General features: G+C 66.0%; 20 protein-coding genes, 2 tRNA genes, 2 pseudogenes and 1 CRISPR repeat array. Of the genes and pseudogenes, 18 read left to right on the forward strand and 6 right to left on the reverse strand.

What is annotated here, in order from left to right; all coding sequences use genetic code 11:
- Positions 1-279, forward strand: a pseudogene (locus tag D893_RS11270) (integrase core domain-containing protein); the annotation flags it as partial.
- 16 nt (positions 280-295) lie between these two features.
- Positions 296-2,782: a CRISPR direct-repeat array (repeat unit 28 nt; unit sequence GTTCGCTGCCGCGCAGGCAGCTCAGAAA).
- A 135-nt stretch (positions 2,783-2,917) separates the two neighbouring features.
- Here the strand turns inward: D893_RS11270 and D893_RS11275 are convergent.
- The 3 genes from D893_RS11275 to D893_RS11285 form a co-directional block, all read right to left on the reverse strand.
- Entirely contained in the window at positions 2,918-4,201 is a 1,284-nt protein-coding gene (locus D893_RS11275; RefSeq protein WP_110619842.1) for an FAD-binding domain-containing protein, read from the reverse strand.
- 16 nt (positions 4,202-4,217) lie between these two features.
- Positions 4,218-4,976 (reverse strand): bifunctional 2-polyprenyl-6-hydroxyphenol methylase/3-demethylubiquinol 3-O-methyltransferase UbiG, encoded by a 759-nt coding sequence (ubiG, locus tag D893_RS11280; protein WP_110619843.1) that lies wholly within the window; start codon positions 4,974-4,976, stop codon positions 4,218-4,220.
- 231 nt (positions 4,977-5,207) lie between these two features.
- A complete protein-coding gene (locus D893_RS11285; protein ID WP_110619844.1) occupies positions 5,208-5,747 on the reverse strand; it encodes a PH domain-containing protein in 540 nt (179 codons plus the stop codon).
- Between the two features lie 357 nt (positions 5,748-6,104).
- On the opposite strand from D893_RS11285, the gene D893_RS11290 reads away from it, so the two are divergent.
- From D893_RS11290 to D893_RS11335, 9 genes are all read left to right on the forward strand, one after another.
- Positions 6,105-6,524, forward strand: a complete 420-nt coding sequence (locus D893_RS11290; protein WP_110619845.1) for a hypothetical protein — start codon at positions 6,105-6,107, stop codon at positions 6,522-6,524.
- Positions 6,525-6,545: 21 nt separating this feature from the next.
- Positions 6,546-7,946: a site-specific integrase gene (locus D893_RS11295; protein WP_110619846.1), complete on the forward strand. Its 1,401-nt coding sequence runs from the start codon at positions 6,546-6,548 to the stop codon at positions 7,944-7,946.
- A 783-nt stretch (positions 7,947-8,729) separates the two neighbouring features.
- The gene (locus D893_RS11305; protein WP_110619848.1) at positions 8,730-8,969 is read left to right on the forward strand and encodes an AlpA family phage regulatory protein; all 240 of its coding nucleotides are present in this window, start codon (positions 8,730-8,732) and stop codon (positions 8,967-8,969) included.
- Entirely contained in the window at positions 8,966-9,613 is a 648-nt protein-coding gene (locus tag D893_RS11310; protein WP_110619849.1) for a hypothetical protein, read from the forward strand. Before D893_RS11305 ends, D893_RS11310 begins: the two co-directional genes overlap by 4 nt.
- A complete protein-coding gene (locus D893_RS11315) occupies positions 9,610-11,340 on the forward strand; it encodes an AAA family ATPase (RefSeq protein WP_110619850.1) in 1,731 nt (576 codons plus the stop codon). Before D893_RS11310 ends, D893_RS11315 begins: the two co-directional genes overlap by 4 nt.
- Before the next feature lie 515 nt (positions 11,341-11,855).
- Positions 11,856-12,806, forward strand: coding sequence for a hypothetical protein (locus D893_RS11320; protein ID WP_110619851.1), 951 nt, complete (start codon positions 11,856-11,858; stop codon positions 12,804-12,806).
- 29 nt (positions 12,807-12,835) lie between these two features.
- On the forward strand, positions 12,836-13,378 hold the full coding sequence (locus D893_RS11325; protein WP_110619852.1) for a terminase small subunit: 543 nt from the start codon (positions 12,836-12,838) through the stop codon (positions 13,376-13,378).
- Positions 13,379-13,634: 256 nt separating this feature from the next.
- On the forward strand, positions 13,635-13,883 hold the full coding sequence (locus tag D893_RS11330) for a hypothetical protein (RefSeq protein ID WP_110619853.1): 249 nt from the start codon (positions 13,635-13,637) through the stop codon (positions 13,881-13,883).
- Between the two features lie 280 nt (positions 13,884-14,163).
- Positions 14,164-14,574, forward strand: coding sequence for a hypothetical protein (locus D893_RS11335; RefSeq protein WP_110619854.1), 411 nt, complete (start codon positions 14,164-14,166; stop codon positions 14,572-14,574).
- Positions 14,575-15,043: 469 nt separating this feature from the next.
- Here D893_RS11335 and D893_RS11340 read toward each other — a convergent pair.
- Both D893_RS11340 and D893_RS11345 read right to left on the reverse strand, forming a co-directional pair.
- Positions 15,044-15,119 (reverse strand) — tRNA-Thr (locus D893_RS11340).
- A 1-nt stretch (position 15,120) separates the two neighbouring features.
- Positions 15,121-15,205: transfer RNA gene (locus D893_RS11345), tRNA-Leu, on the reverse strand.
- 90 nt (positions 15,206-15,295) lie between these two features.
- On the opposite strand from D893_RS11345, the gene queA reads away from it, so the two are divergent.
- From queA to secF, 5 genes are read left to right on the forward strand one after another with little or no spacing between them, the layout of a single operon-like run.
- Positions 15,296-16,381 (forward strand): tRNA preQ1(34) S-adenosylmethionine ribosyltransferase-isomerase QueA, encoded by a 1,086-nt coding sequence (gene queA / locus D893_RS11350; protein ID WP_110619855.1) that lies wholly within the window; start codon positions 15,296-15,298, stop codon positions 16,379-16,381.
- Positions 16,371-17,486: a tRNA guanosine(34) transglycosylase Tgt gene (tgt, locus tag D893_RS11355; RefSeq protein WP_018945648.1), complete on the forward strand. Its 1,116-nt coding sequence runs from the start codon at positions 16,371-16,373 to the stop codon at positions 17,484-17,486. Before queA ends, tgt begins: the two co-directional genes overlap by 11 nt.
- A gap of 48 nt (positions 17,487-17,534) precedes the next feature.
- Positions 17,535-17,864: a preprotein translocase subunit YajC gene (gene yajC, locus D893_RS11360; protein WP_018870412.1), complete on the forward strand. Its 330-nt coding sequence runs from the start codon at positions 17,535-17,537 to the stop codon at positions 17,862-17,864.
- A 13-nt stretch (positions 17,865-17,877) separates the two neighbouring features.
- Complete coding sequence (gene secD, locus D893_RS11365) at positions 17,878-19,743, forward strand: protein translocase subunit SecD (protein ID WP_110619856.1); 1,866 nt, start codon at positions 17,878-17,880, stop codon at positions 19,741-19,743.
- 16 nt (positions 19,744-19,759) lie between these two features.
- A complete protein-coding gene (gene secF, locus D893_RS11370; protein WP_110619857.1) occupies positions 19,760-20,713 on the forward strand; it encodes a protein translocase subunit SecF in 954 nt (317 codons plus the stop codon).
- A gap of 111 nt (positions 20,714-20,824) precedes the next feature.
- On the opposite strand, the gene D893_RS11375 is transcribed toward secF, so the two are convergent.
- On the reverse strand, positions 20,825-21,652 hold the full coding sequence (locus tag D893_RS11375) for an inositol monophosphatase family protein (RefSeq protein ID WP_110619858.1): 828 nt from the start codon (positions 21,650-21,652) through the stop codon (positions 20,825-20,827).
- Between the two features lie 160 nt (positions 21,653-21,812).
- Between D893_RS11375 and D893_RS11380 the strand changes: the two genes are divergently transcribed.
- The 3 genes and pseudogenes from D893_RS11380 to D893_RS11390 form a co-directional block, all read left to right on the forward strand.
- Positions 21,813-22,592: an RNA methyltransferase gene (locus tag D893_RS11380; protein ID WP_110619859.1), complete on the forward strand. Its 780-nt coding sequence runs from the start codon at positions 21,813-21,815 to the stop codon at positions 22,590-22,592.
- A gap of 56 nt (positions 22,593-22,648) precedes the next feature.
- The gene (gene cysE, locus D893_RS11385; protein WP_018945653.1) at positions 22,649-23,455 is read left to right on the forward strand and encodes a serine O-acetyltransferase; all 807 of its coding nucleotides are present in this window, start codon (positions 22,649-22,651) and stop codon (positions 23,453-23,455) included.
- A 60-nt stretch (positions 23,456-23,515) separates the two neighbouring features.
- A pseudogene (locus tag D893_RS11390) lies at positions 23,516-23,914 on the forward strand (Rrf2 family transcriptional regulator); the annotation flags it as partial.
- Positions 23,915-24,006 lie beyond the last annotated feature (92 nt).

Here is a 24,006-nt window from a genome sequence, read left to right on the forward strand (position 1 = left end):
GACCACGGGATCGAGCATCGTCTGATCCGGCCGAAACGGCCGCAGACCAACGGAATGGTGGAGCGCTTCAACGGCCGCATCGCCGACTTGCTGCGGACCCGGCGCTTCGGCTCGGGAGAACATCTGAAGGACACCCTCCAGGACTACCAGCGCCTTTACAACCATCAGATCGGGCAGAAAGCGCTGGGGCATCGAACGCCGGTTGAGACACTCAAGGCCTGGCAACAGGAACGCCCCGATTTATTTCGTAAACATGTATACAAACAGCCGGGACCCGACACCTATCTTTCCCGTAGTTCGCTGCCGCGCAGGCAGCTCAGAAAATCCGCAACCGCGCTGTATTGCTTCACCTTGTGTTCGCTGCCGCGCAGGCAGCTCAGAAATTGGCACCGGGGCGCAGCCGGACACGGCGGGGTTCGCTGCCGCGCAGGCAGCTCAGAAAAGCCTGCAAACGCGCTGGTGCAGTTCCGCGCTGTTCGCTGCCGCGCAGGCAGCTCAGAAAACCTGTTCAAGCCGATGGAGCCGAAGGACCTTGTTCGCTGCCGCGCAGGCAGCTCAGAAATGTGCGAGAAGGACAAGGAACAGGCGGATCGTGTTCGCTGCCGCGCAGGCAGCTCAGAAAAAAACGGCGGCATCGTGCCGGTCGTGTCGGTCGTTCGCTGCCGCGCAGGCAGCTCAGAAAGCGGACCCGCCGCGATCCTCGCCGCGCCCTACGTTCGCTGCCGCGCAGGCAGCTCAGAAAACAGGACCGCGTGAGGCTTTTCAAGGTAAGGCGTTCGCTGCCGCGCAGGCAGCTCAGAAAACAAAGCCTGAGCCGACCGCCCGACACGCGCGGTTCGCTGCCGCGCAGGCAGCTCAGAAATGCGGGTGGACTGGTCCGAGTGCCACGAAGCGGTTCGCTGCCGCGCAGGCAGCTCAGAAATGATCTGTCCCGTTGAGCGCGCAGGCGGTTTTGTTCGCTGCCGCGCAGGCAGCTCAGAAAAGTGGCCGGGCGCACAGGGGCGCAGACTCTAGGTTCGCTGCCGCGCAGGCAGCTCAGAAATCCCCATCGAAGCGCGCGATCATCGTCTGCCGGTTCGCTGCCGCGCAGGCAGCTCAGAAATATGCGGCGATCGGTCACGCTGACCAGGAGGAGTTCGCTGCCGCGCAGGCAGCTCAGAAAATACCTCATCGCAAAAAAAAACGGGGGGCCATGTTCGCTGCCGCGCAGGCAGCTCAGAAATTTCGCTCCACAAAAGATTGTCACGATACGACGTTCGCTGCCGCGCAGGCAGCTCAGAAACGAATCAGCGTCCAAATACCTCCTCCTTTGCGGTTCGCTGCCGCGCAGGCAGCTCAGAAAACGCTGCCGCCGTAGCTGTTGATGCGGACGGTGTTCGCTGCCGCGCAGGCAGCTCAGAAAAGAGCATGCCGCGGGGTGAAGCTGAAGCTGTTGTTCGCTGCCGCGCAGGCAGCTCAGAAATCGATGTCGACGGAGAGGATCTTGCCGTGGCCGTTCGCTGCCGCGCAGGCAGCTCAGAAAAAAGCCCACCCTGACGCCTGCCGGGGTCCGACGTTCGCTGCCGCGCAGGCAGCTCAGAAAAGCTGCGCAAGGCGGCCGACGTACTCGACACCGTTCGCTGCCGCGCAGGCAGCTCAGAAATTGTCGTGGGCGGCGAGGGATTGGCGGTGCCTGTTCGCTGCCGCGCAGGCAGCTCAGAAAGCACGCACACATCGCGAGCGTCTAGCGAGCCGGTTCGCTGCCGCGCAGGCAGCTCAGAAAAGAGGGTGTTCACGCGCGGCCATCAGTTACCCGTTCGCTGCCGCGCAGGCAGCTCAGAAAAACCTGACGACACCGACCACCCGCATCTGGTGGTTCGCTGCCGCGCAGGCAGCTCAGAAACTCCCGGCCGTCCGCGAAGCGCCCTACGGCAAGTTCGCTGCCGCGCAGGCAGCTCAGAAAGCCTCAAAATCCCGGGGCGGGTGTGCCGGATCGTTCGCTGCCGCGCAGGCAGCTCAGAAATGATAGACGCCCTCTACCTGCGCGCCTGTGGCGTTCGCTGCCGCGCAGGCAGCTCAGAAAGCGATCTATATCGGTACTGCGCTGAGCTCGGAGTTCGCTGCCGCGCAGGCAGCTCAGAAATTAGTCATTTTGCCACTCCATGGTCTCGGGCGGTTCGCTGCCGCGCAGGCAGCTCAGAAATCGGCATGATCCCCGGCATCGTCGCAAGCTCGGTTCGCTGCCGCGCAGGCAGCTCAGAAATGAAAACGCGCGGAGGTGTCGTAGTAACGCTCGTTCGCTGCCGCGCAGGCAGCTCAGAAATCGGCCGTGATGCTCTCGCTGTCAAGGAATGCGTTCGCTGCCGCGCAGGCAGCTCAGAAATCGCCCAGCGAGGGCGACAGCTACATCATCCCGTTCGCTGCCGCGCAGGCAGCTCAGAAATCGCAGATGTGGAGCGGGCATGGAATGACGAGGTTCGCTGCCGCGCAGGCAGCTCAGAAAAGCGTCTCGGCTACATGGATCAACCGGGAGTGGTTCGCTGCCGCGCAGGCAGCTCAGAAAACTCCTTCCACGCTCTCGACCCTGAGCACATCATTCGCTGCCGCGCAGGCAGCTCAGAAATGCACGTCCTGCCACGTCCCGACCGTCTGATCGTTCGCTGCCGCGCAGGCAGCTCAGAAATCGACCAGACCGCCCCGGGCCCGGATCATCAGGTTCGCTGCCGCGCAGGCAGCTCAGAAAGTGACCGATCAGCTCAGCCGCCACATCCGACAGTTCGCTGCCGCGCAGGCAGCTTAGGAAGACACCAGGCGCAGGGGCTCGTAGCCGATTGCGTTCGTTTGGCTTTTTGATCTTTGACGGGGTGACCACTCGCCAGTGCTGACGTGATCTGAATGCATCATGCATCCAACAGGAGCGCTGTCGGACTGCCTGGCACTACACGCCGTTCCGGGCGAGCAGTTCCGGGATCTGGCGCTTGAAGCGGAAGAAGCCGTGGGTGGCATGTGGCCAGGCGAGATCGTCCCAGGTCCGGCGCAGCGGAATGACTTCGATCCCGTCTTCCGCCAGCTCGCGGGCGACGATATCGAGGGCCTCGGCCAGGGGGCCGACGGGCGCCTCGGGAGTGGCGATGGTGGTCACGCCCGCGGCGGCGCACTGCGCCCGGAGGGTCTCTGCGTGGAGTTGCGGGAGAAGGGTTGCGGGCTGCTGCAGGGTCTCGCCCGCGCGCCGTGCCGCATCCTCGGCCAGTGAATCGACCCAGTGGGCGGTGGTGGCACCAAAGGGCCAGGGGATGTCGGGGTGGCCGCGCCGGGCGACGGCGATTGACGCCACGTCCGTTCCCGCCGGCAACACTTCCTGACCGCTGAAGTCGTCGCCATGCAACAGGAGGAGCACGCGCCGGCCGCGCGGCAGGGTTCGCGGGGCCGGAAGGGCGCTGGCGGAAGGCGGGCTCTCGTCGCGGATCGCGGGCGCCTCGGACGCCAGACCGTGCGGGCTGAACCGATTGTCGGTGAAGCGGGCAATGTTGTCGGTCGTCGCGAGGTAGGTCTTGCCCGGCGTCTGGATGCCGGCGACCCAGCGCCAGCCCAGGGTGTTGGAGGCGGGGTCGGCGTCGAGCAGATGGCGCAGGAAGAAGTCCGCCCCCAGTGTCCACGGCAGCCTCAGGGTGAAAATCCAGATCGACGCGAACCACATGCGCGCGTGGTTGTGCAGATACCCGGTTGTGACCAGTTCACGGGCCCAGTGGTCGAATCCTTCGACTCCGCTGTGTCCGGCCTCGGCCGCGGCGACGCGCTCGCGCAGGCCATCGTCTTCGGCAAGGAGTGACCGTTCGATGTCACGTTCCGCCAGGAAGGCCCGCCAGACCCCGGGGCGCATCTGCAGCCAACCCTTCCAGTAGGTGCGCCAGAAGACCTCCTGAACGAACTTCTCGGCCGCCTCGGGTGAATGCCGGGCCAGCACCCGCGCGATCACCTCGTGTTCGCTGATGGCCCGGTGACGGATGTAGGGCGAAAGCAGCGACACGTTGTCGCGTTCACCGGGTCCGGGATCGTGGTTGCGCCGGGCCGCGTAGTGATGGCCCGCACGCGGGGCAAAATCCGACAGCCGCTCTAGGGCGGTCGCCCGCGACGGCGGGAATAGGGCGGCGCGTCCGTCCGGCACATGGCCTTCGGGCAGTTCGATCGTGTAGCCCTGATGATGGATCAGCGGGAGGCGCATACAGCGAACCGGACCTTCAGTCGGCGGGCTTTCGTGCCAGCAGCATGTAGTTGACGCTCATGGATCGCGACAGCCACATCCGGCGGGTGAGCGGATTCACCTTCACCCCCGTCTGCGCCACGGGTTCCAGGCCGTCCCGCGCCAGCAGATCGCGTGTTTCGCGGGGCGTGACAAAGCGCTTCCACTGATGGGTGCCCCGGGGCAGGATGCGGAACAGGTATTCGGTACCGACGATCGCGACCACGAACGACACCGGATTGCGATTGATGGTGGCCACGAAGGTGTGGCCGCCGGGACGCAGCATGCGGTTGACGCTCGCCATGAGCGCGGGCAGATCCGCCACATGCTCGACCACCTCCATGTTCAGGATCACGTCGAAGTCCTCCCCGCGCTCGGCGAGGGCCTCCGCCGTATTGAACTCGTAGCGTATATCCAGGCCCTGCTCCTCGGCATGCAGCCTCGCCGCGGCGATGTTGCGGTCGACGACGTCCACGCCCAGTACATCCGCGCCCTGGCGGGCCATGGCCTCGCTCAGCAGCCCGCCGCCACAGCCGATGTCGAGCATGCGCAGGCCGGCTAGGGGGCGCTCGGCCTTCGCATCCCGTCCGAGCGAGCGGCAGAGCTGGTCCCGGATGTAATCGCTGCGCAGGCCATTCAGCACGTGGAGCGGCCAGAGTTTTCCGTCCGGTTGCCACCACATCTCGGCCAGAGCGCGGTAGCGTTCCACCTCGGCGGGATCAACGGTTCGGTCGTGTTCGGGATGGGGGGAGGTCATGGGCTGGGTTGCTCGCCATCGGCATCAAGGTCTCTGTCTGACCATACGACGACGGTTTTGATCGCATCCGCTCGTGCACAGGGTGCCCGCCTCGGAAAAAAGAGCGGATATCCGGGGTCTTGGGCGCTGGAGCGAAGCCCGACCGGGAGCTTGTCGGGGAGTAAAGTGGCCCGGAATCTCGGGTCAGGTGATAGATCACGCTTGCGAAGCGATCTGTAGCGCCCCAGCTGATCAATTCCGGGCGCGGGCGGCCTCGATGCGTTCCATCAGCAGTCGTTTGAGGCGCTTGGGGTTGGAGACATGCTGCATGTGGAACTCGCCTTCGTCGCCGCCGCCGCTGGATGACACCTCCAGTGACCCTACCAGCAGCAGCCGGTCGACGATGCCGCGCCGGATGGTCGGGATCCGCGCGTTCTCGTAGTACATCGCGCGTTCCTTGTTGGCCACGAGACCAATGGAGGCGTGCATGTAGTCCGGATGCAGGGTCCAGGTGAAGTAGTAACGGGACAGGGTGATCCACAGCGTCACAATCAGCGCCCCCAGGATCCCCGTCGCCATTCCCAGCATGCCGACGCCGGTCTCTCCCAGCAGCGGGAGCTGCGGGCTGGTGGCCGCGATCCGCTGCAGGAATTCCGCGTCCTGGCCGGCCAGCCATGACACGCCCGCGGGTGCAGACAGTCCGCCCGCCAGTAACAGGAACAGCACGATCAATCGGCCGTAAAACGCACGGACGGCGGGCCGGATCACGATGGTTTCGGACGCGTCGCTCACGGTTCGCTCTCCCTTCGGGGCCGGTGCGGTGCATCACAATGTGCACTCTGGTGCCGCCCCAAGGCCAGGGTGGCAGGAAGAGGTCGGGCAAGTACCTGAAAAAATGGAGCCGGTGACAGGAGTCGAACCTGCGACCCTCTGATTACAAATCACCCTTGGGCATGGATAACGACGGAAAAGATCACCCGGTCATGGGTATGCAAGTGGCGAAATAGCGAGGTTTTCGCTTGACCCGCGCTGCCAGCGTTGGTTACTAATGGCAATTAACGGCAGTAGTGGAACGCTGCCAACGCTGCCAGTTACGCTGCCAGTTCATCGACTGGCAGCGTTCCGAGACCAACCGGGAGACCCGCCGCCATGACCCATACCGCCAGCCTTGCACTGCACCCGACCGCCGCCGACAACGCCGAGCGCACCGCTGCCCGCTCCCTGCGGGTGAACGAACGCCAATACCTGTTCCCTGACGTACCGGACCACCTGATCCCGGACGGCTTCGTCGCGGACATGGATGATGCATTCGACCTGGCGGCTGCCGGACTGCAACCCTGCCAGTTTCATCCGATCTCCACTGATCACGTAGCCCGACAGGTCCTGCTCCACTGTCCATCGCTCGCCGAGACGCCCGGGGGCGAGGAAGGTGTCCGAGCGTTCGTTGGAGGGGAACTTCTGTCGCTGGCCAGTAGCCACGGACGGCTCCGGACCGATGAGGCCCGCGTCGCGCTGTCGCGTCTGGAAACCGCTCGCTCGCCCGAGTGGGTGCTCTTCGACACCCTTTGACCATTCGGACACGGGGCGGACATGTGGACAGACGCGAAGATCAAGGGGCTTCCGGTGCCGGAGAAGTCCCCGAAACGCTACTTCGAGGGATCGGCGGACCCCCAGCTCAAGGGGTTCGGTATCCGCGTGATGCCAAAGACCGGGGCGCGGCGGTTCTTCGTCGCGTTCACGTCCCCGACGACTGGCAAGCGGCGCACGATGCCGCTGGGCGAGTATCCGGGGGTATCCCTGGCCGACGCCCGCCAGCGGTGCCGGGAAGCGCGTGACGCGGTGAACGCCGGGCGCGATCCGCTGGAGGACCTGGAGGCGGAACGCGAGCGCACCAGAGCCGAACAGCGCGAGGCCGAACAGCGCGGCGACATGGATGCGCTGGGGGCGCTGTACGTGCATCACCTGGAGATGCAGGGGAAGCACCGGGGGGCGGATGAAGTGCGCTCAATATGGGCGCGGGACGTGTCCCCGGTGGTCGGTAAGAAACCCGCCCGCGATGTGACGCCGGACGATGTGGCGGACATTCTCGCCCGTGTGCTGGAAAGGGCGCGGGCGAGAGGGCGCACCGGGGAGACGATGGCGAACCGGGTGCGTTCGTACCTTCGCGCTGCGTTCAAGGTCGGGCGCCGCGCCGCGCGTGATCCGGCTTTGCGGTCCTTCGCACCGCGTTTCGACCTGGAAACCAACCCGGTCGGTGAGATCGAGAAGGCGACCAAGCGGGAGCTGCCTCGGAATCGGAACCTGTCGCCGGACGAAGTGCGCGCGGTGTGGTTCGGGCTCTCCGAGCCGTACACCCGGACGCGGACCTTCGTGCGGCGGGGCCGCGAAGTCACCCAGACCCAGACCTTCGCGGCGGAGCCGGTTGTTTCGGACGCGGTGCGCTGGATGCTGGCCACCGGGCAGCGGGTCGAGGAAGTGTTGGGCATGCGCTGGGACGAGATCGACCGGAGTGAAAGGCTGTGGGTGATGCCCGCGGAGCGCCGGAAGAATCGGGCGCACAACCTGAGCCGGGAACCGCATCTGGTTCCGCTCACGGACTGGCACCTTGAGCTGCTGGATGAGATCGCCGAACACCGGGTGGATGACTCCCCCTGGCTGTTCGCGTCCCCGCGCAACCCGCAGCAGGCCTTACCGCCCAACACGCTATCGCAAGGCATCCGCCGCTTCTGTGATCGCACTGGGCTTGAGCGCTTCCAGCCGCGCGACCTGCGCCGGACATGGAAAACGCTGGCCGGCCGGGCCGGTATCGACCTGGAGATCCGCAACCGGATTCAGGGGCATGCAATGGCCGATGTGGGGTCGCGCCACTATGACCGCTACGACTATCTGACCGAGAAGCGTGCGGCGATGGAGCGCTGGGCCGCGTGGCTCCAGCGTTCGCTCGCGGGCGAGGCACCGGGGGCGGTGGTCGTTTCGATGGGGGCTGCGTGACCGTACGCCGCAAAGCCCGGTGCCGAGATGACGGCGCGCCACTTGATCCGCTCCAGGTGTGCGCAGAAGACGTGGGGCGGGCGTTGAGTGACTGCGAGTCCGGGGACCCGGAAACGGTCGTCCACGGGCGCAAGGAGATTGCTGCGTACTTTGTGGCGGATGTTGAGTCAGGCGCGTTGCCACCGGTGGACGTGCTGGCGGTGGTCGCGGGTATGCTCGATGGAGCGCTATCGGTGGACTACAGCAGACACAGCAACCGGGAGAGTCCGGTGCCTCATGCGCTTGGGTTCTCTGCCACCAAGAAATTCCCAGCCGTTCAGGTTAAAGCGCGAAAGCAGGCGGCGAGGGAGTTTGTTCAGGACGTTCGCGCTGGCCGCACTTCATCCATGACGACGCTTCGGACGGTGGCACGCTCACTGGCTGGCGTCCTGTCTGTCGATTTCCAGAAGAAAGCGAACTGGCGGCACCCGGTCGCAAAGGCGATGGGGCTGAACGCGGAACCGTTGGACGATGCGCGCATGTCGGAGCGGAAACGGGTTCGGAGCATGGTCCGTCCCCATGCCCTATTTGGTCGCTCCCTTAACGGGAGTGCGGACGCCCTGTCTGCCAAGACCGGGAAGTCGTTCGATGCCATGCGGAAAGCGATCCAGCGAGAAAGGAAGCGAATCCGAGGGAGAGGCCCGCAAGCCGGCAGCGCGAGAAAATAGGCAGTTTTTGTCCCTCCCTAGAGTCCATCACCGCCATTAGCCTACTTCTGTGCCCATCTTGGAGAGGCCAGAGGTAATGCAAGCAGAAAACGACTCGACCCCCCTGGAGCGGGCGGGCTTCCTTTCACAGAAGACTGTCCTGGACCTGCTCGATAATCCAAGCCGCGCCGTGCTGCGCAATTGGGAGCGCACTGGGCGCTTCCCCAAGCGTTTGCAGCTTGGAGAGCGGCGGGTCGCCTGGCGCAAGGCCGAGGTGTTGGACTATCTGGAGGACCCCGAGGGGTGGCGGGAGCGTCACCGGGAGGGCCGCACATGATCGCCCCAAAAGACCGCGCCCTGGCAGAGGACCAGGGCGCAAATGTCGCCGGCGCAGGGGGAACCGCTTCGACGACTGTGATCAGCCTATTCGATGACGACCCGCCGGACAACGCGGCGAACCTGGAGAACATTCCGCGGAGGATGCGAGAGCAGGATTGCTGGGTCGTCTATCGCCGCGAGCCAAAGGGAAATGAACTCACCCCGTTCGGCCAGCCCAAGACCAAGAAGATACCGTACCACCCGCGAGAGCCCTTCCATGCCTTCAGCACGCGGGAGGACACACCGGGCAGCTTCGAGGAAGCGCTGACCGCGCTAGAGGCCGCGAAGCAGTCCGGTCGGCCCTTTGACGGCCTGGGCTTCGTCATCTCCTGTGCGAGGAACCTTGTCGCGCTGGACCTCGATAACGTCCGCGACCCCGGCACCGGCACGCTCACGGAGACGGGCCAGGAACTATGGGACGACCTGGTCGTGCCGCTGGGCAGCTATACCGAGGTTTCTCCCTCCGGTGAAGGCTTTCACGTGTTCGTGGAAACAGACCGCCCGAAAGCGGTGCGGTCTTCTACGGGTGAGCATCTGGAGGTCTACCCAGCCGGCGGAGCGCCCCGCTTCATCACTGTGACTGGCGAGGTGTGCGCGCTATGACCGCCACCGCACGCAAGACGTTCAACACTCTCGCGACGTGGGACGCGGACGAACTTCGCCAGAAGCTCGCCCCGTTCCGGTCACCGGGACCAGTTACCACCGCCAGCAGCGCGGTGGACGAACCCCAGTTGATCGACGAGGACGATCTGCCATCGGTGCCGGAGAGTGCGCCGGAGTGGCTGCACGATCTTCTCGATCCGGAGGGCAGCGGGGGCGATGCGTTCGACCGCAAGTACGGGGACCGCTCGCGTGCGGTCCAGGCGGCCGCTGTCGATCTGCTTCGGTGCGGCTGGTCGCAGGACCAGGTGTTGACCGCGCTCTGGCGATCCGGCCCCGTGGTCAGCGTTGCGCTTGACCACCGTGGCCAGAACGACACGAAGGCACTGGCGTATCTGAAAGGGACGGTGACGAAGGCGTTGGCATTTGCAGCCGCCCACCGCCGCAACCCGCAGGACGTGTTCAGTGCGCGGCCCGATGTTGAGGGCAGTACACAGGGTGGCTCCATCGTTGTGCCGGGCTGGCCGGAGACGCAGGTATCAAAAGCCGAAGCCGAAGCCGCGCGCCTCACGCCCACGGAGATTGTCGAGGGTCTGCTGTTCGCCGACCTCGCGGCCCTGATCGCGCCGGGCGGGGTGGGGAAAACCACAGCCGTGCTGAGCGCAGGGATCGGCCTCGCGCTCGGCACCTACGCCTTCGGACGTGAGGTCGTGACTTCGGGCCGGGTGCTCTATGTCACCGGGGAGGACGCGCGGGAGCAGCTAGCGGCCAGGCGCGAGCGGATCATGGACAGCCTGTTTCTCCCCGAAGGCGAGAAGCAGCGGGTGCGCGAGAACTTCGGGGTTTGGGATGTCTCGGAAGGTGGCGTGAAGCTCACCCGCGACCTCCACGGAAACATCGAACCCACACCGGTCGCACGGCAGATTGTAGAGGCATACAAGGACGACCCGCCGGTGCTGGTGATCTTCGACCCGGTTGTGTCGTTTGGTACCTCGGAAGGGCGCCCGAACGACAACGAGCAGGGGATCATCGCCGCCGCCCGCCAGATCATCCGGGGGCTGGGGTGCTGCGTTCTGCTGATCCACCACACGGGCAAGGCGAACGCCCGCGACAAAACCACCGACCAGTATTCCGGGCGCGGCGGGTCCGCGCTGGCGGACGGGTCGCGAATGGTGTTCGTGCTGACCCGATGGGATGGCACAGGGGCCGCGGGTTCTGCTCGACCGCCGGAAGCGCTGGGCAGCCTGGAAGACAGCGAGGTCCTGCAACTGCATCCCGCGAAGACCAGCTACGCCCCGAGGGGCAAGGCGCGGACGATCTGGATCAAGCGGACGGGCTTCGCGTTCCAGTTCGCGGAGGAAGAAACGAAGTCCGCCGAGCAGGTCCACGCGGAGCAGGATCGTACCGTGCTCAATGAGTTGCACCAGCGGATGGGGCGCGGCGAATGGCCCACAAAGCGTGCGCTGGAGGACTCGGCCGCCGGTATGGGCATGGCCCGCCAGCAGGTTCGGCTAGCACTGGAGAGGTTGAAAGGCCGCGGACGGATAGAAGATCGGACGCTCCCGAAGGAGGAGCGGCGCGGCATGCGGCAGACATATCTGTGCCCGGTCGATGGCCTGGATGACGGGGGCGAATCGCTGATGGCGCAGGACATGCCCAGCGGCGCGGATGGTGGCCCCGACCCCTGCACAGTGGGGGGCGATGGAGGCGATGACGATGGCCTCTTCTGATTACGACACCGTGGGGTATCCCATTGCGCCGGGGTCGCGGCGCAATGGTAGCCGAAGAGTGCGGCGAGGGCTCTCCACCATATACGACACTGTGGGGTATTCCATTATTGCGCCGCCTATAGGGAGGGGGCGGGCGGCGCAATGGAGCGCCCGCCCCCATCCCCCGTTCTCCGGCTATTGCGCCAGCGCCGACGGCGCAATGCGGCGCAATGGCGCGATAGGCTCTCCCCGGTGGATATACCTACGACAGCCTGTAGCACCGCCGGGGATCACGGACCGGCCTCAGGGGGACCAGCTGTGGCGGATCTTGCCTACCCGGCAGGTGGCCCGACCGAAATGCGGCCCGTATCCCCGCCCCCTGTGCCTGCTCTGGCCGGAACGCGCCCCATGCCTTCGGAAGCCCCGGTGTCCGTTCCGGCCAGTCGCCGCCCGGAGCTGGCCGGCAGGCCGCCAGGACGCACGGGTGGCGGGATGTATCGAGCTATCACCTACACCAAATAGACGAGGAACAACCGATGAGTGAACACGGATTGACTGAAAACCAGAGGCACGGAAACGCGGCCGGCAGCCCGGCGGCGGCCATTGCGTCGGCACTGGGCGAAGCGGCAGTCCGAGCCGCGCACGGCGACAGCGTGGTGCGGGTTGAGGTGTCCAGGGTGCGCGGAGAGGGATGGGCCTCCGAAGTGGAGGTGATCCCCGCGTCCGGGCGTGCGTACTCCGAAGGCTTTGCCCTGCGGATCGAGATCGCGCGTTCGGTTATGCCCAACCTGTGCCATGTCCCGCTGACCGAGCCGGATCCGCGCGATTGGGCTGCCGAGGTGGGCATCCCCAACGCTCTGGGCCTTGAGGGCGTTCCGGGCAGTGACCAACGGTTGATGGAGGAGTTTGATTCGGTGAGGGCGGTCCTGCTGTACTTTGCCGGCGCTGTCCTTGAGACCGTGCATAAGACGTATTCCGGCACGCGGTGGCATATCGATGCGCCAGAATCGCTTGTGGCCCTCGAAACGTCCGCCAGGAAGGCGCCTGCCGGGGAGCGCTGGGGCCGGGCAGTGGCTGAGGCCCGCCGCGGGTTTGGGAGTAGTGCACCGGCTGGAAGCGGCGCGGCGCTCCCCGCGCTATCCCGCGCGCACAAGGCCGAGGGTGCACTCGCGCTGATGGACCGGATCGGCCTGGATGATCAGGAGATCGAGCAGGCGCGCTCCAGGGGTGCCGCCTGGCGAGAGGCGCGACTCGCGGCCGGGAACCTGAGCGACGCGGAACGCGCGTGGCTGCAAAAGAGTGCGGACGATCTACCGGCCCGAATCATCGGAACCGATGTTGCGCTCGGGAGGGCTCGCCCCGGCCACGAGATCGAGGACGTTGGATACTGGTGGCGGGTTTTCTGGCTGCGCCTGATGCTCGGTGTAGACCCGGTGTCCCGGGCACAGCGGGCGGTCGTGAACGGTACAGCGGCGGCCTCCGTCTGACGGACACCCAGGACCTGCGGGAGGTGAAAATGCAGAAAGGGAAAGCAGGAGCCGGCGGTGGCGTCGCGGCGAAAGAGGGCGTGATCCGGAACGGGCGCGGCGGCAAGTTTCAGCCGGCGACCGGCCTGACCGAGAAGCAGGAGCGATTCGTGCACGCGTACGTGCAGAACGGTGGCGATGGCCGGCGCGCCCTGGAGGCTGCCGGCTACAACTACAAGGACCCGGCACAGGGTGTTCGGGAACTGACCCGCCAGCGGCATGTGAAAGCGGCCCTCCAGAAAGAGCGGGAGCGCCAGATCACCGGCCGAGTTGCCAACAAGGCCCTTCGGACCCTGGAGGACCTCATGGACTCCGAGGACACACCGGCCCCGGTGCGTTTCCAGGCCGCCCGCTTCTCTCTCCAGATGGCCGGCCACGATGCCGGCCCGAACGCCAGGGGCGACCATGATCGCCCCCTCAACGAGCTGTCGGTCGAAGAACTCCAGCAGATCGTATTGGAGGCAGGGCGCTCCGGAATCAAAGAGGTGGAGGGGGCGGTGCGTCGCCGGAATGTGGACGACGACCAGGACTGAACCGTCCCCGCGCCAATTCAGGCCCTCACGAGCGTTACACCATAACATCCGGTATGGAGCTGGCTGGGGAGACGTTGCACAAGCCTTTCCGGTGGGTTGCTCGGCCCGGCTGTCAGAGCCGCACAGAATGCACAGGGTGGTGGATTGAATGGCGGCGATGCGCTCAAGCTGGCCGAGCCCAATAGCCACGGGGACGACGACCGGCGCGGACCTTTTGTATCCTCGCCGGGAGGCGAACATACGCGGGGGGCGGCTGATGCTGTCGAAGCTGAACCGGCTGGGCAGGAAAGGTCGATCGGGGGTTGTGGGTTCGGTCGTCTGGGTGGTGCTCACCTTTGTCATGTTCTTCGACATGGCCTACCAGCCCGCAACGTCGAGCCGCGTGGGCAGTGGATCCGCGACCTTCGATCTCGCCGAATTTCTGGGTGGGTGGATTGTCCTGGGCATGCTCCCGGTGTTGATCGGCTGGGGCATTGCATGGGCGCTGTCTGCGGATCGCCAGTAATAACGGGGGTGGGGAGTGCTGGGGTGTTTGGGGAGCCAAGAGTTCGGCGGTTCGGCCGGTCGCCCCGCAACCACGGCCCCCGGTGGCGACAGGTGGGGCCGCTGGCAGACGAATCCCAGCAGCCCCTCCGGGCACAGGACGCAGCGGCAGGCCCGGAAAGCTCGCCGGGGGAGCAACCGCGAGCCCGCATCGGGCAGGCGCTGCCGGTGCTACGGCAATGGGCACACGCCAGAGATTGCTGGAATCTCATGTTCGCGGACGCAAGGAGCAGGAACCCGTAATGGCCCGACGCGAACCGCCCCGAAAGAGGTCCCTGCCGGAGATTATCTCGACGGCCGCGTATCGTCTGTCCCTGCTGGCCGGAGCGATCCTCATCTTCCTGTGGCTCCAGGACGACCCGGGCCGCTGGGACACGGCCTCGCGTTGGCTCTTGATCGGCATGGGGGCGATGATCGTACTGGTTGGAGCGCCCCGGGTTGTGACAGCGGTGAAGTGCTGGCGGATGAGGGGCGAGCTGGCTCGGTGGTTCTGGATCACAGGCGGCGTTGCGGCGTTCTTTACGGCTCCCCTTGCACTGGCTGGCCTCTCGCTTGGTGGTGGGGCCATGCTACTGGGTGCTTTTTGGGCGGGGGTATTCTGGCTGTTCGCCATGCTACAGGGTGAAGATGCCTGCCGCGACGATCGGTTTTGATCGGGCAAAAATTTCTCGCGGCCTCGGGAGTAGGCTCTCGCCACCGCTGACGGGAATACCCCAGGGGGCGGATCGCGCCCTAGGGTAGGCGGTTGCCCTGCCCCCGGGGCGTCTGTTGAGGCCGGGCGCGGTATTCGGGTGCCCGCGGCTCCTGCGTCCGTTCTGGGCCGGCCCGCTGTCCGTCCGTCACCAGGCCCGCGTCCTGCTGTGCACAGCCCGCCGTCCGTCCCTCCGGCGCCTGTCCGCAGCCCCCGCGCCCTGTTAGCCACCTGTGACCGCCCGGCCGTCCATCCATACCCGCCGGGAACGTGCACGCGATTCGAGGGACCGCCTTCCATCTGCTTCGCCGGTGGCCGGTCACGTCCAGGCACAGGCGGGGCAGGCCGGCGTGAGCGCTGCCAGTTTCGCTGCCAGTCAGCGAGGGCGGGACAGGAAGAGGGTGTGAGGGTGAGGTAAGTCGTTGAAAAATTGGAGCCGGTGACAGGATTCGAACCCGCGACCCTCTGATTACAAATCAGACGCTCTACCAGCTGAGCTACACCGGCCTGGTGCCGGGAGTGGGACTCGAACCCACAAGGCCGAAGCCAGCGCATTTTGAGTGCGCCGTGTATACCAATTCCACCATCCCGGCGTGCAGCGTCCGTAGTGTAGCGCACGCAGGGGGTGTGGCAATACGGCCGAGCGGTATCCCGCGAGCCGGGGCATGGTAGGATCGCGCGCCATGCGAGTTGCCGATTTTGATTACGCGCTCCCGTCCGAGCTGATCGCGCAGGATCCGTTGCCGGAGCGCACCGGGTCCCGGCTGCTGGTCCTGGAGGGCGAGGAGCCGGAGGATGCCGTGTTCGCGGACATCGGGCGCTGGCTGCGTCCGGGCGATCTGCTGGTCCTCAATGACACGCGGGTGATCCCGGCGCGGGTGTTCGGGCAGAAGGCGAGCGGCGGCCGGGTGGAGGTCCTGTTCGAGCGGGTGCTGGAAGGCGGGCGCGAGGCGCTGGCGATGGTGCGTGCGAGCCGGGCTCCGGGCATCGGAGTGCGGTTGTGGCTGGCGGACGGGGCCTTCGAGGTGGAGGTGACCCGGCGCGAGGGGCCGTTCTTCCGCCTGTCGCTGTGTGGCGAAGGAAAGGCGGGCGAGCAGGATCTGCCGGCCCTGCTGCATGCCCATGGTCAGGTGCCGCTGCCGCCGTACATCGAACGTGCGCCGGAGCAGGAGGACACCACGCGCTATCAGACGGTGTTCGCGCGGCGAGAAGGGGCGGTGGCGGCGCCGACGGCGGGGCTGCATTTCGACGACACCCTGCTGCGCGGACTGCGCGACAGTGGCGTGGAGACGGCAACGGTGACGCTGCACGTGGGCGCGGGTACTTTTCAGCCGGTCAAGGTGGAGGACACGACGGACCACGAGATGCACGCGGAGTGGCTGGAGGTCTCGCCGGAGCTGTGCGCGGCGGTGGCACGCTGCCGCGAGCGCGGCGGCCGGGTGGTGGCCGTGGGCACGACCTGCGTGCGTGCGCTGGAGTCGGCCGCGGCGGGTGGCGAGCTGGAGCCGTTCACGGGCGATACGCGGCTGTTCATCCAGCCGGGATATCCGTTCCGCGTGGTGGACCGCATGATCACCAATTTTCATCTGCCGCAGAGCACGCTGCTGATGCTGGTATCGGCGTTTGCCGGGTATCGGCGGCTGTTCGCGGCCTACGCACATGCTGTGTCGCAGCGCTACCGGTTCTTCAGTTACGGGGATGCGATGTGGCTGGCACCCGGCGATCCGGACGATCAGCCGCCGAGCGCGGAGGCTTCCGATGCAGTTTGAACATCTGGGCAGCGACGGTGCGGCCCGCCGCGGCCGGCTGACCTTCCCGCGGGGGGAGGTGGAGACTCCGGCGTTCATGCCGGTGGGAACCTACGGCACGGTCAAGGCGATGACCCCCGAGGAACTCACGGGGCTGGGGGCGCAGATCATCCTGGGCAATACCTTCCATCTGATGCTGCGCCCCGGGACGGAGATCATCCGGGCGCACGGCGATCTGCATGACTTCATGCACTGGGAGGGGCCGATCCTGACCGATTCCGGCGGGTTCCAGGTCTTCTCGCTGGCCGAGATGCGCAAGATCAGCGAGGAAGGCGTGCGCTTCCAGTCGCCGGTGGACGGCTCGAAGGTGCTGATGACGCCCGAGTCCTCGATGCAGGTCCAGCGCGAGCTGGGCTCGGACATCGTGATGATCTTCGACGAGTGCACCCCGTACCCGGCCACGCATGACGAAGCGCGCCGCTCCATGGAGCTCTCGCTGCGCTGGGCGGACCGCTCGCGTCAGGCCCACGGGGACAACCCGGCGGCGCTGTTCGGGATCGTGCAGGGGGGCATGATCCCCGAGCTGCGGCGGGAGTCGGCGGCCGGCCTGCGCTCGATCGGTTTCGACGGGTACGCCATCGGCGGGCTGTCGGTGGGCGAGCCGGAAGACGAACGCCTGACCACCCTGGATGTGACCCTGCCGCAGCTGCCGGTGGAACAGCCGCGCTATCTGATGGGCGTGGGGCGGCCCGAGGACATCGTGGAGGCGGTGCGCCGCGGCGTGGACATGTTCGACTGCGTGATGCCGACCCGTAACGCCCGCAACGGTTTTCTGTATACCCGCGAGGGGGTTCTGCGGATCCGTAATGCCCGGTTCCGCGACGATACCCGCCCGATCGACCCCGAGTGCGGGTGTTACGCGTGCCGCAACTACTCGCGGGCCTATCTCAAGCACCTCGACAAGTGCAACGAGATTCTCGGCTCGCGCCTGGCGACCACGCACAACCTGCATTACTACCAGGACCTGATGCGCGGGATGCGCGAGGCGATTGCCGAAGGGGCTCTGGATGCCTTCGTGGCGGATTTCTATCACCGGCGCGGCATGGACGTGCCTGCTGTGCCATAATTCGCGCCGCCTGTTTGACCGAACCGATTTGCTGAACGGAGAAGCTGCATGGATTTCCTGATTTCCGCCGCCCACGCGCAGGAAGGCCAGGCCGCCGGTGGTGGCCTGATCGAATTCCTGATCATGATCGTGATCTTCTTTGCGATCATGTACTTCCTGATCATTCGTCCGCAGAGCAAGCGGGCCAAGGAACATCGCTCCATGGTCGAGTCCCTGTCGAAGGGTGACGAGATCGTGACCAATGGCGGCATGGCCGGAAAGATCACGGAAGTCGGCGAAAACTTCATTCACGTCGATGTGGCCGATGGCGTGAACGTCGTCGTGCAGAAGCAGTCCGTGCAGTCCGTCATGCCCAAGGGTTCCCTGAAAGACCTCTGAAGGCCCGTAGCCGATGCGCAACTCCTATCCGGTGTGGGTGTATGCCCTGATCGTCGTGGTCGTGACGATCGGGCTGCTTTATGCCGCCCCCAACCTGTTCCCCGAAGATCCGTCCGTGCAGATCGACAACCCCATGGCGGGGGAAGTCGAGGAGAACATGGAGGGCGTGATCGGTACCGTGCTCGGTGCCCAGGGCCTGACCCCGATGCGGGCCGAGCGCCGCGACGGCCAGCTGCTGCTGCGGTTCGAAACCGCGGACCAGCAGGCCCGGGCCGCGGAAATCCTGCGGAACTCGCTGGACGACAACCATACGGTTGCGCTCAACATGGCGCCGGCCACGCCCGACTGGCTGCGTGCCATCAATGGCCAGCCGATGTCGCTCGGGCTCGATCTGCGGGGCGGGGTGCACTTCCTGATGGAAGTCGACCTCAATGCGGTGATCGGTACGGCCATCGAACGCTACACCAACGAGCTGCGTCCCCGTCTGCGCGAGGAACGCCTGAGTTTCTCCGCGCTCGAGGATGGCGGTGACGAGTTGCGCATTCGCTTTGCCAGTGAGGGCGAACGCGACGAGGCCGAGAGCTGGCTGAGCAGTGAATACCGCGGCGAGCTCGAGTGGGCCCCGCGCCGGGAGGACGACGACTGGTTGCTGGTCGGCACTCTCGAGGAGGAGCACCTGACCGAACTGCGCCGCCAGGCGCTGCAACAGAACATCTCCACGCTGCGCACCCGCGTGGATGAGCTGGGCGTGGCCGAGCCGCTGATCGCCCAGCAGGGCGAGCATCGCATCGTGGTGCAGCTGCCGGGCGTGCAGGACACCGCGCGCGCCAAGGAAGTGCTGGGTGCGACCGCGACGCTGGAATTCCGCCTGGTGTCTGAAAGCGGGGATCCCATGGAGGCCCGCGAAACCGGCGAGGTGCCTTCCGGGACCCGGCTGTACGAAGAGCGTGACGGCACCCCGGTGCTGCTGCAGCGGCAGGTCATGCTCACCGGGGAGTTCATTACGGACGCCTCGTCCGGCATCGCCGACGATACGGGCGGGCCTGCGGTCTTCATCAATCTCGATGGCCAGGGCGCCCGCATCTTCTCGCGCGTGACCTCGGACAACGTCGGCCGGTTGATGGCCACGGTGTTCATCGAGACCACGATCGAGACCGAGGAAGAAGACGGCGAAGTGGTGATGCGCAGCTCGCAGAGCGAGGAAGTGATCAACGTCGCGCGCATCAACGAGCCGCTGGGCGGGCGTTTCCAGATCACCGGGCTGGATTCCACCACCGAAGCGCGCAATCTGGCGCTGCTGCTGCGGGCCGGGGCGCTGGCCGCACCCATGTCGATCGTGGAGGAACGCACGGTCGGCCCGAGCCTTGGCCAGGAGAACATCGACCGCGGGATCCAGTCGGTCATCATCGGTTTCGTGCTGGTGATGCTGTTCATGATCCTGTACTACCGGGTGTTCGGCGTGATCGCCAACGTCGCGCTGGCGCTCAATCTGGTGTTCATCGTGTCGGTGCTGTCGATGCTGCAGGCCACGCTGACGTTGCCGGGGATCGCCGGGATCGTGCTTACGGTCGGCATGGCGGTGGACGCCAACGTGTTGATCTTCGAACGCATCCGCGAGGAGCTGCGCAACGGCATGTCGCCCCAGGCGGCGATCGCGTCGGGCTACGACCGCGCCGTGACCACCATCGCGGATGCCAACGTGACGACCCTGATCGCCGCCGTGGTGCTGTTCATCTTCGGGACCGGCCCGATCAAGGGCTTCGCCATCACGCTGTCGATCGGGATCGTCGCCTCGATGTTCACCGCGATCGTGGTGACGCGCGCCATTGTCAATCTGACGTACGGACGCCAGCCGCGGCTGGCCCGTATTTCCATTTAAGTCCGGGAGCCGCGGAATGCTGCCGCATCTCAATTTCGCCGAGTCCAACATCGACTTCCTGGGCAAGCGCCGGATCACACTGGTGATCTCGGCGGTGCTGATCATCCTGTCGCTGGTGATGCTCGCCACGCGCGGCATCAACTTCGGGATCGACTTTACCGGGGGCACCCTGGTCGAGGTCGGTTACCCCGAGGCCGTGGAGCTCGATCCGATCCGCGAGGTCATTAACGAGGGCGGGTTCGAAGGGGCCCAGGTGCAGACCTTCGGGACCGCCCGCGACGTGCTGATCCGTCTGCCGCCGAGCGAAGACGAGGAAGTGGACGAGGCCGCGCTTTCGAATCAGGTGATGGAGCTGCTGGAGGCCGGCGGCCCCGAGGGGGCCGACCTTCGACGGGTGGACTTTGTCGGCCCGTCGGTGGGCGAGGAACTGCGGGAGCAGGGCGGCCTGGCGATGCTGTATGCCCTGGTGGGGATCCTGATCTATGTAGCGGTGCGCTTTGAGTGGCGTTTCGCGGCGGGATCGGTACTCGCGCTGGTCCACGACGTGGTGATCACTCTGGGGATCTTCTCCATGCTCCAGCTGGAGTTTGATCTGGGCGTGCTGGCGGCGATCCTGGCGGTGATCGGGTATTCGCTCAATGACACCATCGTGGTCTACGACCGAATACGCGAGAATTTCCGAATATTGCGCAAGCAGGGGACCGAGTTCGTGATGAACAACGCGGTCAACAAGACCCTGGCACGCACCATCGTGACCAGTATGACGACCCTGCTGGTGCTGTTCGCGCTGTTCTTCCTTGGCGGGGCGGCTCTGCAGAACTTCTCGGTGGCGCTGATCATCGGTGTCATCGTCGGGACGTACTCCTCGATCTTCATCGCGGCCACGGCGGCGCTGATGCTGGGGGTCGACCGCCAGGTGCTGCTGCCGGTGAAGAAGGAAGGGGCGGACGAGGAGGATGCGACGCCCTGAGAACGCCCTGATTCGGGGGGAGGGCAGGGACGGACAAGGAAGCCCGCCCCCACAGGGATATGAGGGCGTGGCTGCGGGAGCAGAGCGGGGCCGATGACCGCCCCGGGCGATTCAGCCTTCGCCGTGCGGGCTTCCGGTCTTGCGTCCCTCCACCTCCGCAGCGTGCAGACGCTGCAGCATCGTTTTCAGGACCTTGGGGTTCCCGGCCACGACATCGCCCTTGCGAAAGATCTCGTTGCCACCCTGCCAGTCACTGGTCAGGCCACCGGCTTCCTGCACCAGCAGCAGTCCCGCTGCCATGTCCCAGGGCTGCAGGCCCATCTCCCAGAAGCCGTCAAAACGGCCGCAGGCGACCCACGCCAGATCCAGCGCCGCGGAACCCGGCCGCCGAATGCCGGCCGTGCCCGGGATCATGTGGCGCAGGGTGCGCAGATAACGTTCCAGGTCCTGCCCCTCGCGAAACGGGATGCCCGTGCCCAGCAGCGCACCTGTCAGATCCTTGCGCTGCCCCACGCGGATACGCCGGTTGTTGAGGAAGGCGCCGCCACCGCGTGTTGCGGTAAAGAGTTCTTCCTTGAGGGGGTCGTACACCACCGCGTGTTCCAGGCGCCCCTTCTGCCGCAGGGCGATGGACACCGCGTACTGCGGGATCTCGCGCAGGTAGTTGGTGGTGCCGTCCAGCGGATCGATGATCCATTCGTGCTCGGCGCCGGTGGCCCCGGGCTGGTTGCCTCCCTCCTCCGCGAGGATCGCGTGATCCGGATAGGCCTTTTTCAGGGTCTGGACGATGGCCTCTTCGGCATTCACGTCGACATCGCTGACCCAGTCGTTGCGGGCCTTCTCGCGCGTGTTCATCCGGTCCGGCCGGCCCCAGGCGCGGGTGGTGATGCGTCCGGCCGCGCGGGCCGCCGATACCGCCGTGTTCAGCATGGGGTGCATGAGGGATCTCCGACATCGCTTGGGAAGGAATCGGGGCCGGCGCACGGACGCCCCCGAAGGTCGCGAACGATACACAACGCATCGAGGCTTTGGAAGTGTGCGGGCCAGCCGGCGCGGGGCGGTGTACAATCGCGCCCGCATGGGAAGGGGCGGGGGTGCCATGGAATCAAAGACTGACGAGCATCGACAGATCGGTGCGGGCGCGGCCGCCCGGGTGCGGATCGTGCTGGTGGGCACGACCCATCCCGGCAATATTGGCTCCGCGGCCCGCGCCATGAAGGCGATGGGCATGCGCGACCTGGCGCTGGTGGCGCCGGAGCGCTTCCCGCATGCCGACGCAACCGCGCTGGCGTCCGGTGCCGACGACGTGCTGGCCGGGGCCACGGTGGTCGACACGCTGACCGAGGCGGTCGCCGACTGTCATCAGGTGGTGGGGACCAGCGCCCGCACGCGCACCCATTCGGTGCCGGTGCTGGAGCCCGACGGTGCCGCGTCGCGGGTGCTCGGCGGGGCGGCCGAGGGGCCGGTGGCACTGGTCTTCGGCCGCGAGCACAGCGGCCTGACCAACGAAGAGCTCGACCATTGCCACGCATTCGTCCGCATCCCGACCGACCCCGATTTTTCCTCCCTCAATCTCGCCGGCAGCGTCCAGATCATGACCTGGGCGGTGCGCCGGGCGGCGCTGGCCGATGTCGGGGAACCGGATGCCGTGGTGCGCCAGGCCTCGGCGGCGGAGCGGGATCCTGCGGCCACCCACGCGGAGCTGGAAGGTCTGTTCGAACATTACGAGAAGACCCTGGAGGCCATCGACGTGCTCGATCCGGAGAATCCGCGCCACACCATGCGCCGGTTGCGCCATCTGTACCTGCGCGCGGAACCGACGGCCTCGGAGGTGCGGCTGCTGCGCGGCATATTGACGCACACCCTGCGGGGCCGGTGAGCGCGGATTCCCGGCTGTGATACCCTACCGAATAACTCAGGATTGAGACCGGAATCATGTTCAAGACCCTGCGCGAGGATATCCGCTGCGTATTTGCGCGCGATCCCGCTGCCCGCAATGCCTTCGAGGTGCTGACGGCGTATCCGGGTCTGCATGCGCTGTGGTTTCATCGCGCGTCGCACTGGCTGTGGAATCATCGCATGCGCTGGCTGGGGCGCATCCTGGGCAATATTGCGCGGCTTCTGACGGGGATCGAGATTCATCCCGGAGCCACCATCGGACGCCGGTTCTTCATCGACCACGGCATGGGCGTGGTGATCGGCGAGACGGCCGAGATCGGCGATGACTGCACGATCTACCACCAGGTGACCCTCGGGGGGACCAGCTGGGAGGGCGGCAAGCGCCATCCGACTTTGGGGAACGAGGTCGTGATCGGGGCCGGGGCCAAGCTGCTGGGGCCGATCCATATAGGGGACCATGCGCGGGTGGGCTCCAATGCCGTGGTGCTCAAGGATGTGCCCGCGGACGCGACGGCGGTGGGGATTCCGGCGCGGGTGCTGGGGCCGCGCCCGGAGCCGGACCCACGCTTTCAGCAGGCCGCCAGTCGCATGGGTTTCGACGCCTACGGTGTCACCCGGGACATGCCCGACCCGGTGGCGAACGCCCTGCACCGCATCGTGGATCGCGTCCACGAGCTGGATGACCGTATGGAGAAGGCCTGTCAGGCGCTAAAGCGCGCGGGGATCGACCCGGGCGAGGCGATGGGCGAGGATACCGGCCATCCGCTGGAGCCCTGTGACCTCGAGGGGCTGGAACCGGACGATTGTGAAATCCCGCCACGCAAACAGCAGGGTAATAGTTGACCGTTTTGCTCAGGAATTGCTAAGCTCTCGAGCAACCTGAACAAGAAGGCGCATCGAGTCATGAAACTGACGACCAAAGGACGTTACGCCGTAACCGCCATGCTCGACGTGGCGACTCATACCCGCGAGGGCCCGGTCTCGCTGGCCGAGGTGGCGGGGCGGCAGAAGCTTTCGCTGTCCTATCTGGAGCAGTTGTTCTCGCGGCTGCGCAAGAAGGGGCTGGTGGTCTCCAGCCGCGGCCCTGGCGGCGGTTACGCGCTGAGTCGCGACGCGGCCGAGATCAGTGTGGCCGAGATCATCGTGGCGGTGGATGAACCGGTCGATGTGACCCGCTGTGGCGGCAAGGCCAACTGCAACAAGGAATCGCGCTGCCTGACTCACGATCTGTGGGCGGACCTGAGCGATCAGCTTTATGATTTCCTCAGCAATCGTTCGCTGGCGGAAGTGCTGGAGCGCCACGAGGCAAGCGTGCAGGCGCGCGAACAGGGAGAGCATCCGGTGACGGTGCACGGCTCGAACGGAAAAGAAAACGATCATGCGGGCGCCACGGT

Source organism: Thioalkalivibrio sp. ALE21 (assembly GCF_003208255.1).
GTDB lineage: Bacteria > Pseudomonadota > Gammaproteobacteria > Ectothiorhodospirales > Ectothiorhodospiraceae > Thioalkalivibrio > Thioalkalivibrio halophilus.

What these genes read in the sequence shown, in the direction of transcription:
- D893_RS11275 (WP_110619842.1), bottom strand. Translation starts at nt 4,201, where the DNA reads ATGCGCCTCCCGCTGATCCATCATCAGGGCTACACGATCGAACTGCCC.
- ubiG (WP_110619843.1), bottom strand. Translation starts at nt 4,976, where the DNA reads ATGACCTCCCCCCATCCCGAACACGACCGAACCGTTGATCCCGCCGAG.
- D893_RS11290 (WP_110619845.1), top strand. Translation starts at nt 6,105, where the DNA reads ATGACCCATACCGCCAGCCTTGCACTGCACCCGACCGCCGCCGACAAC.
- D893_RS11295 (WP_110619846.1), top strand. Translation starts at nt 6,546, where the DNA reads ATGTGGACAGACGCGAAGATCAAGGGGCTTCCGGTGCCGGAGAAGTCC.
- D893_RS11305 (WP_110619848.1), top strand. Translation starts at nt 8,730, where the DNA reads ATGCAAGCAGAAAACGACTCGACCCCCCTGGAGCGGGCGGGCTTCCTT.
- D893_RS11310 (WP_110619849.1), top strand. Translation starts at nt 8,966, where the DNA reads ATGATCGCCCCAAAAGACCGCGCCCTGGCAGAGGACCAGGGCGCAAAT.
- D893_RS11315 (WP_110619850.1), top strand. Translation starts at nt 9,610, where the DNA reads ATGACCGCCACCGCACGCAAGACGTTCAACACTCTCGCGACGTGGGAC.
- D893_RS11320 (WP_110619851.1), top strand. Translation starts at nt 11,856, where the DNA reads ATGAGTGAACACGGATTGACTGAAAACCAGAGGCACGGAAACGCGGCC.
- D893_RS11325 (WP_110619852.1), top strand. Translation starts at nt 12,836, where the DNA reads ATGCAGAAAGGGAAAGCAGGAGCCGGCGGTGGCGTCGCGGCGAAAGAG.
- D893_RS11330 (WP_110619853.1), top strand. Translation starts at nt 13,635, where the DNA reads ATGCTGTCGAAGCTGAACCGGCTGGGCAGGAAAGGTCGATCGGGGGTT.
- D893_RS11335 (WP_110619854.1), top strand. Translation starts at nt 14,164, where the DNA reads ATGGCCCGACGCGAACCGCCCCGAAAGAGGTCCCTGCCGGAGATTATC.
- queA (WP_110619855.1), top strand. Translation starts at nt 15,296, where the DNA reads ATGCGAGTTGCCGATTTTGATTACGCGCTCCCGTCCGAGCTGATCGCG.
- tgt (WP_018945648.1), top strand. Translation starts at nt 16,371, where the DNA reads ATGCAGTTTGAACATCTGGGCAGCGACGGTGCGGCCCGCCGCGGCCGG.
- yajC (WP_018870412.1), top strand. Translation starts at nt 17,535, where the DNA reads ATGGATTTCCTGATTTCCGCCGCCCACGCGCAGGAAGGCCAGGCCGCC.
- secD (WP_110619856.1), top strand. Translation starts at nt 17,878, where the DNA reads ATGCGCAACTCCTATCCGGTGTGGGTGTATGCCCTGATCGTCGTGGTC.
- secF (WP_110619857.1), top strand. Translation starts at nt 19,760, where the DNA reads ATGCTGCCGCATCTCAATTTCGCCGAGTCCAACATCGACTTCCTGGGC.
- D893_RS11375 (WP_110619858.1), bottom strand. Translation starts at nt 21,652, where the DNA reads ATGCACCCCATGCTGAACACGGCGGTATCGGCGGCCCGCGCGGCCGGA.
- D893_RS11380 (WP_110619859.1), top strand. Translation starts at nt 21,813, where the DNA reads ATGGAATCAAAGACTGACGAGCATCGACAGATCGGTGCGGGCGCGGCC.
- cysE (WP_018945653.1), top strand. Translation starts at nt 22,649, where the DNA reads ATGTTCAAGACCCTGCGCGAGGATATCCGCTGCGTATTTGCGCGCGAT.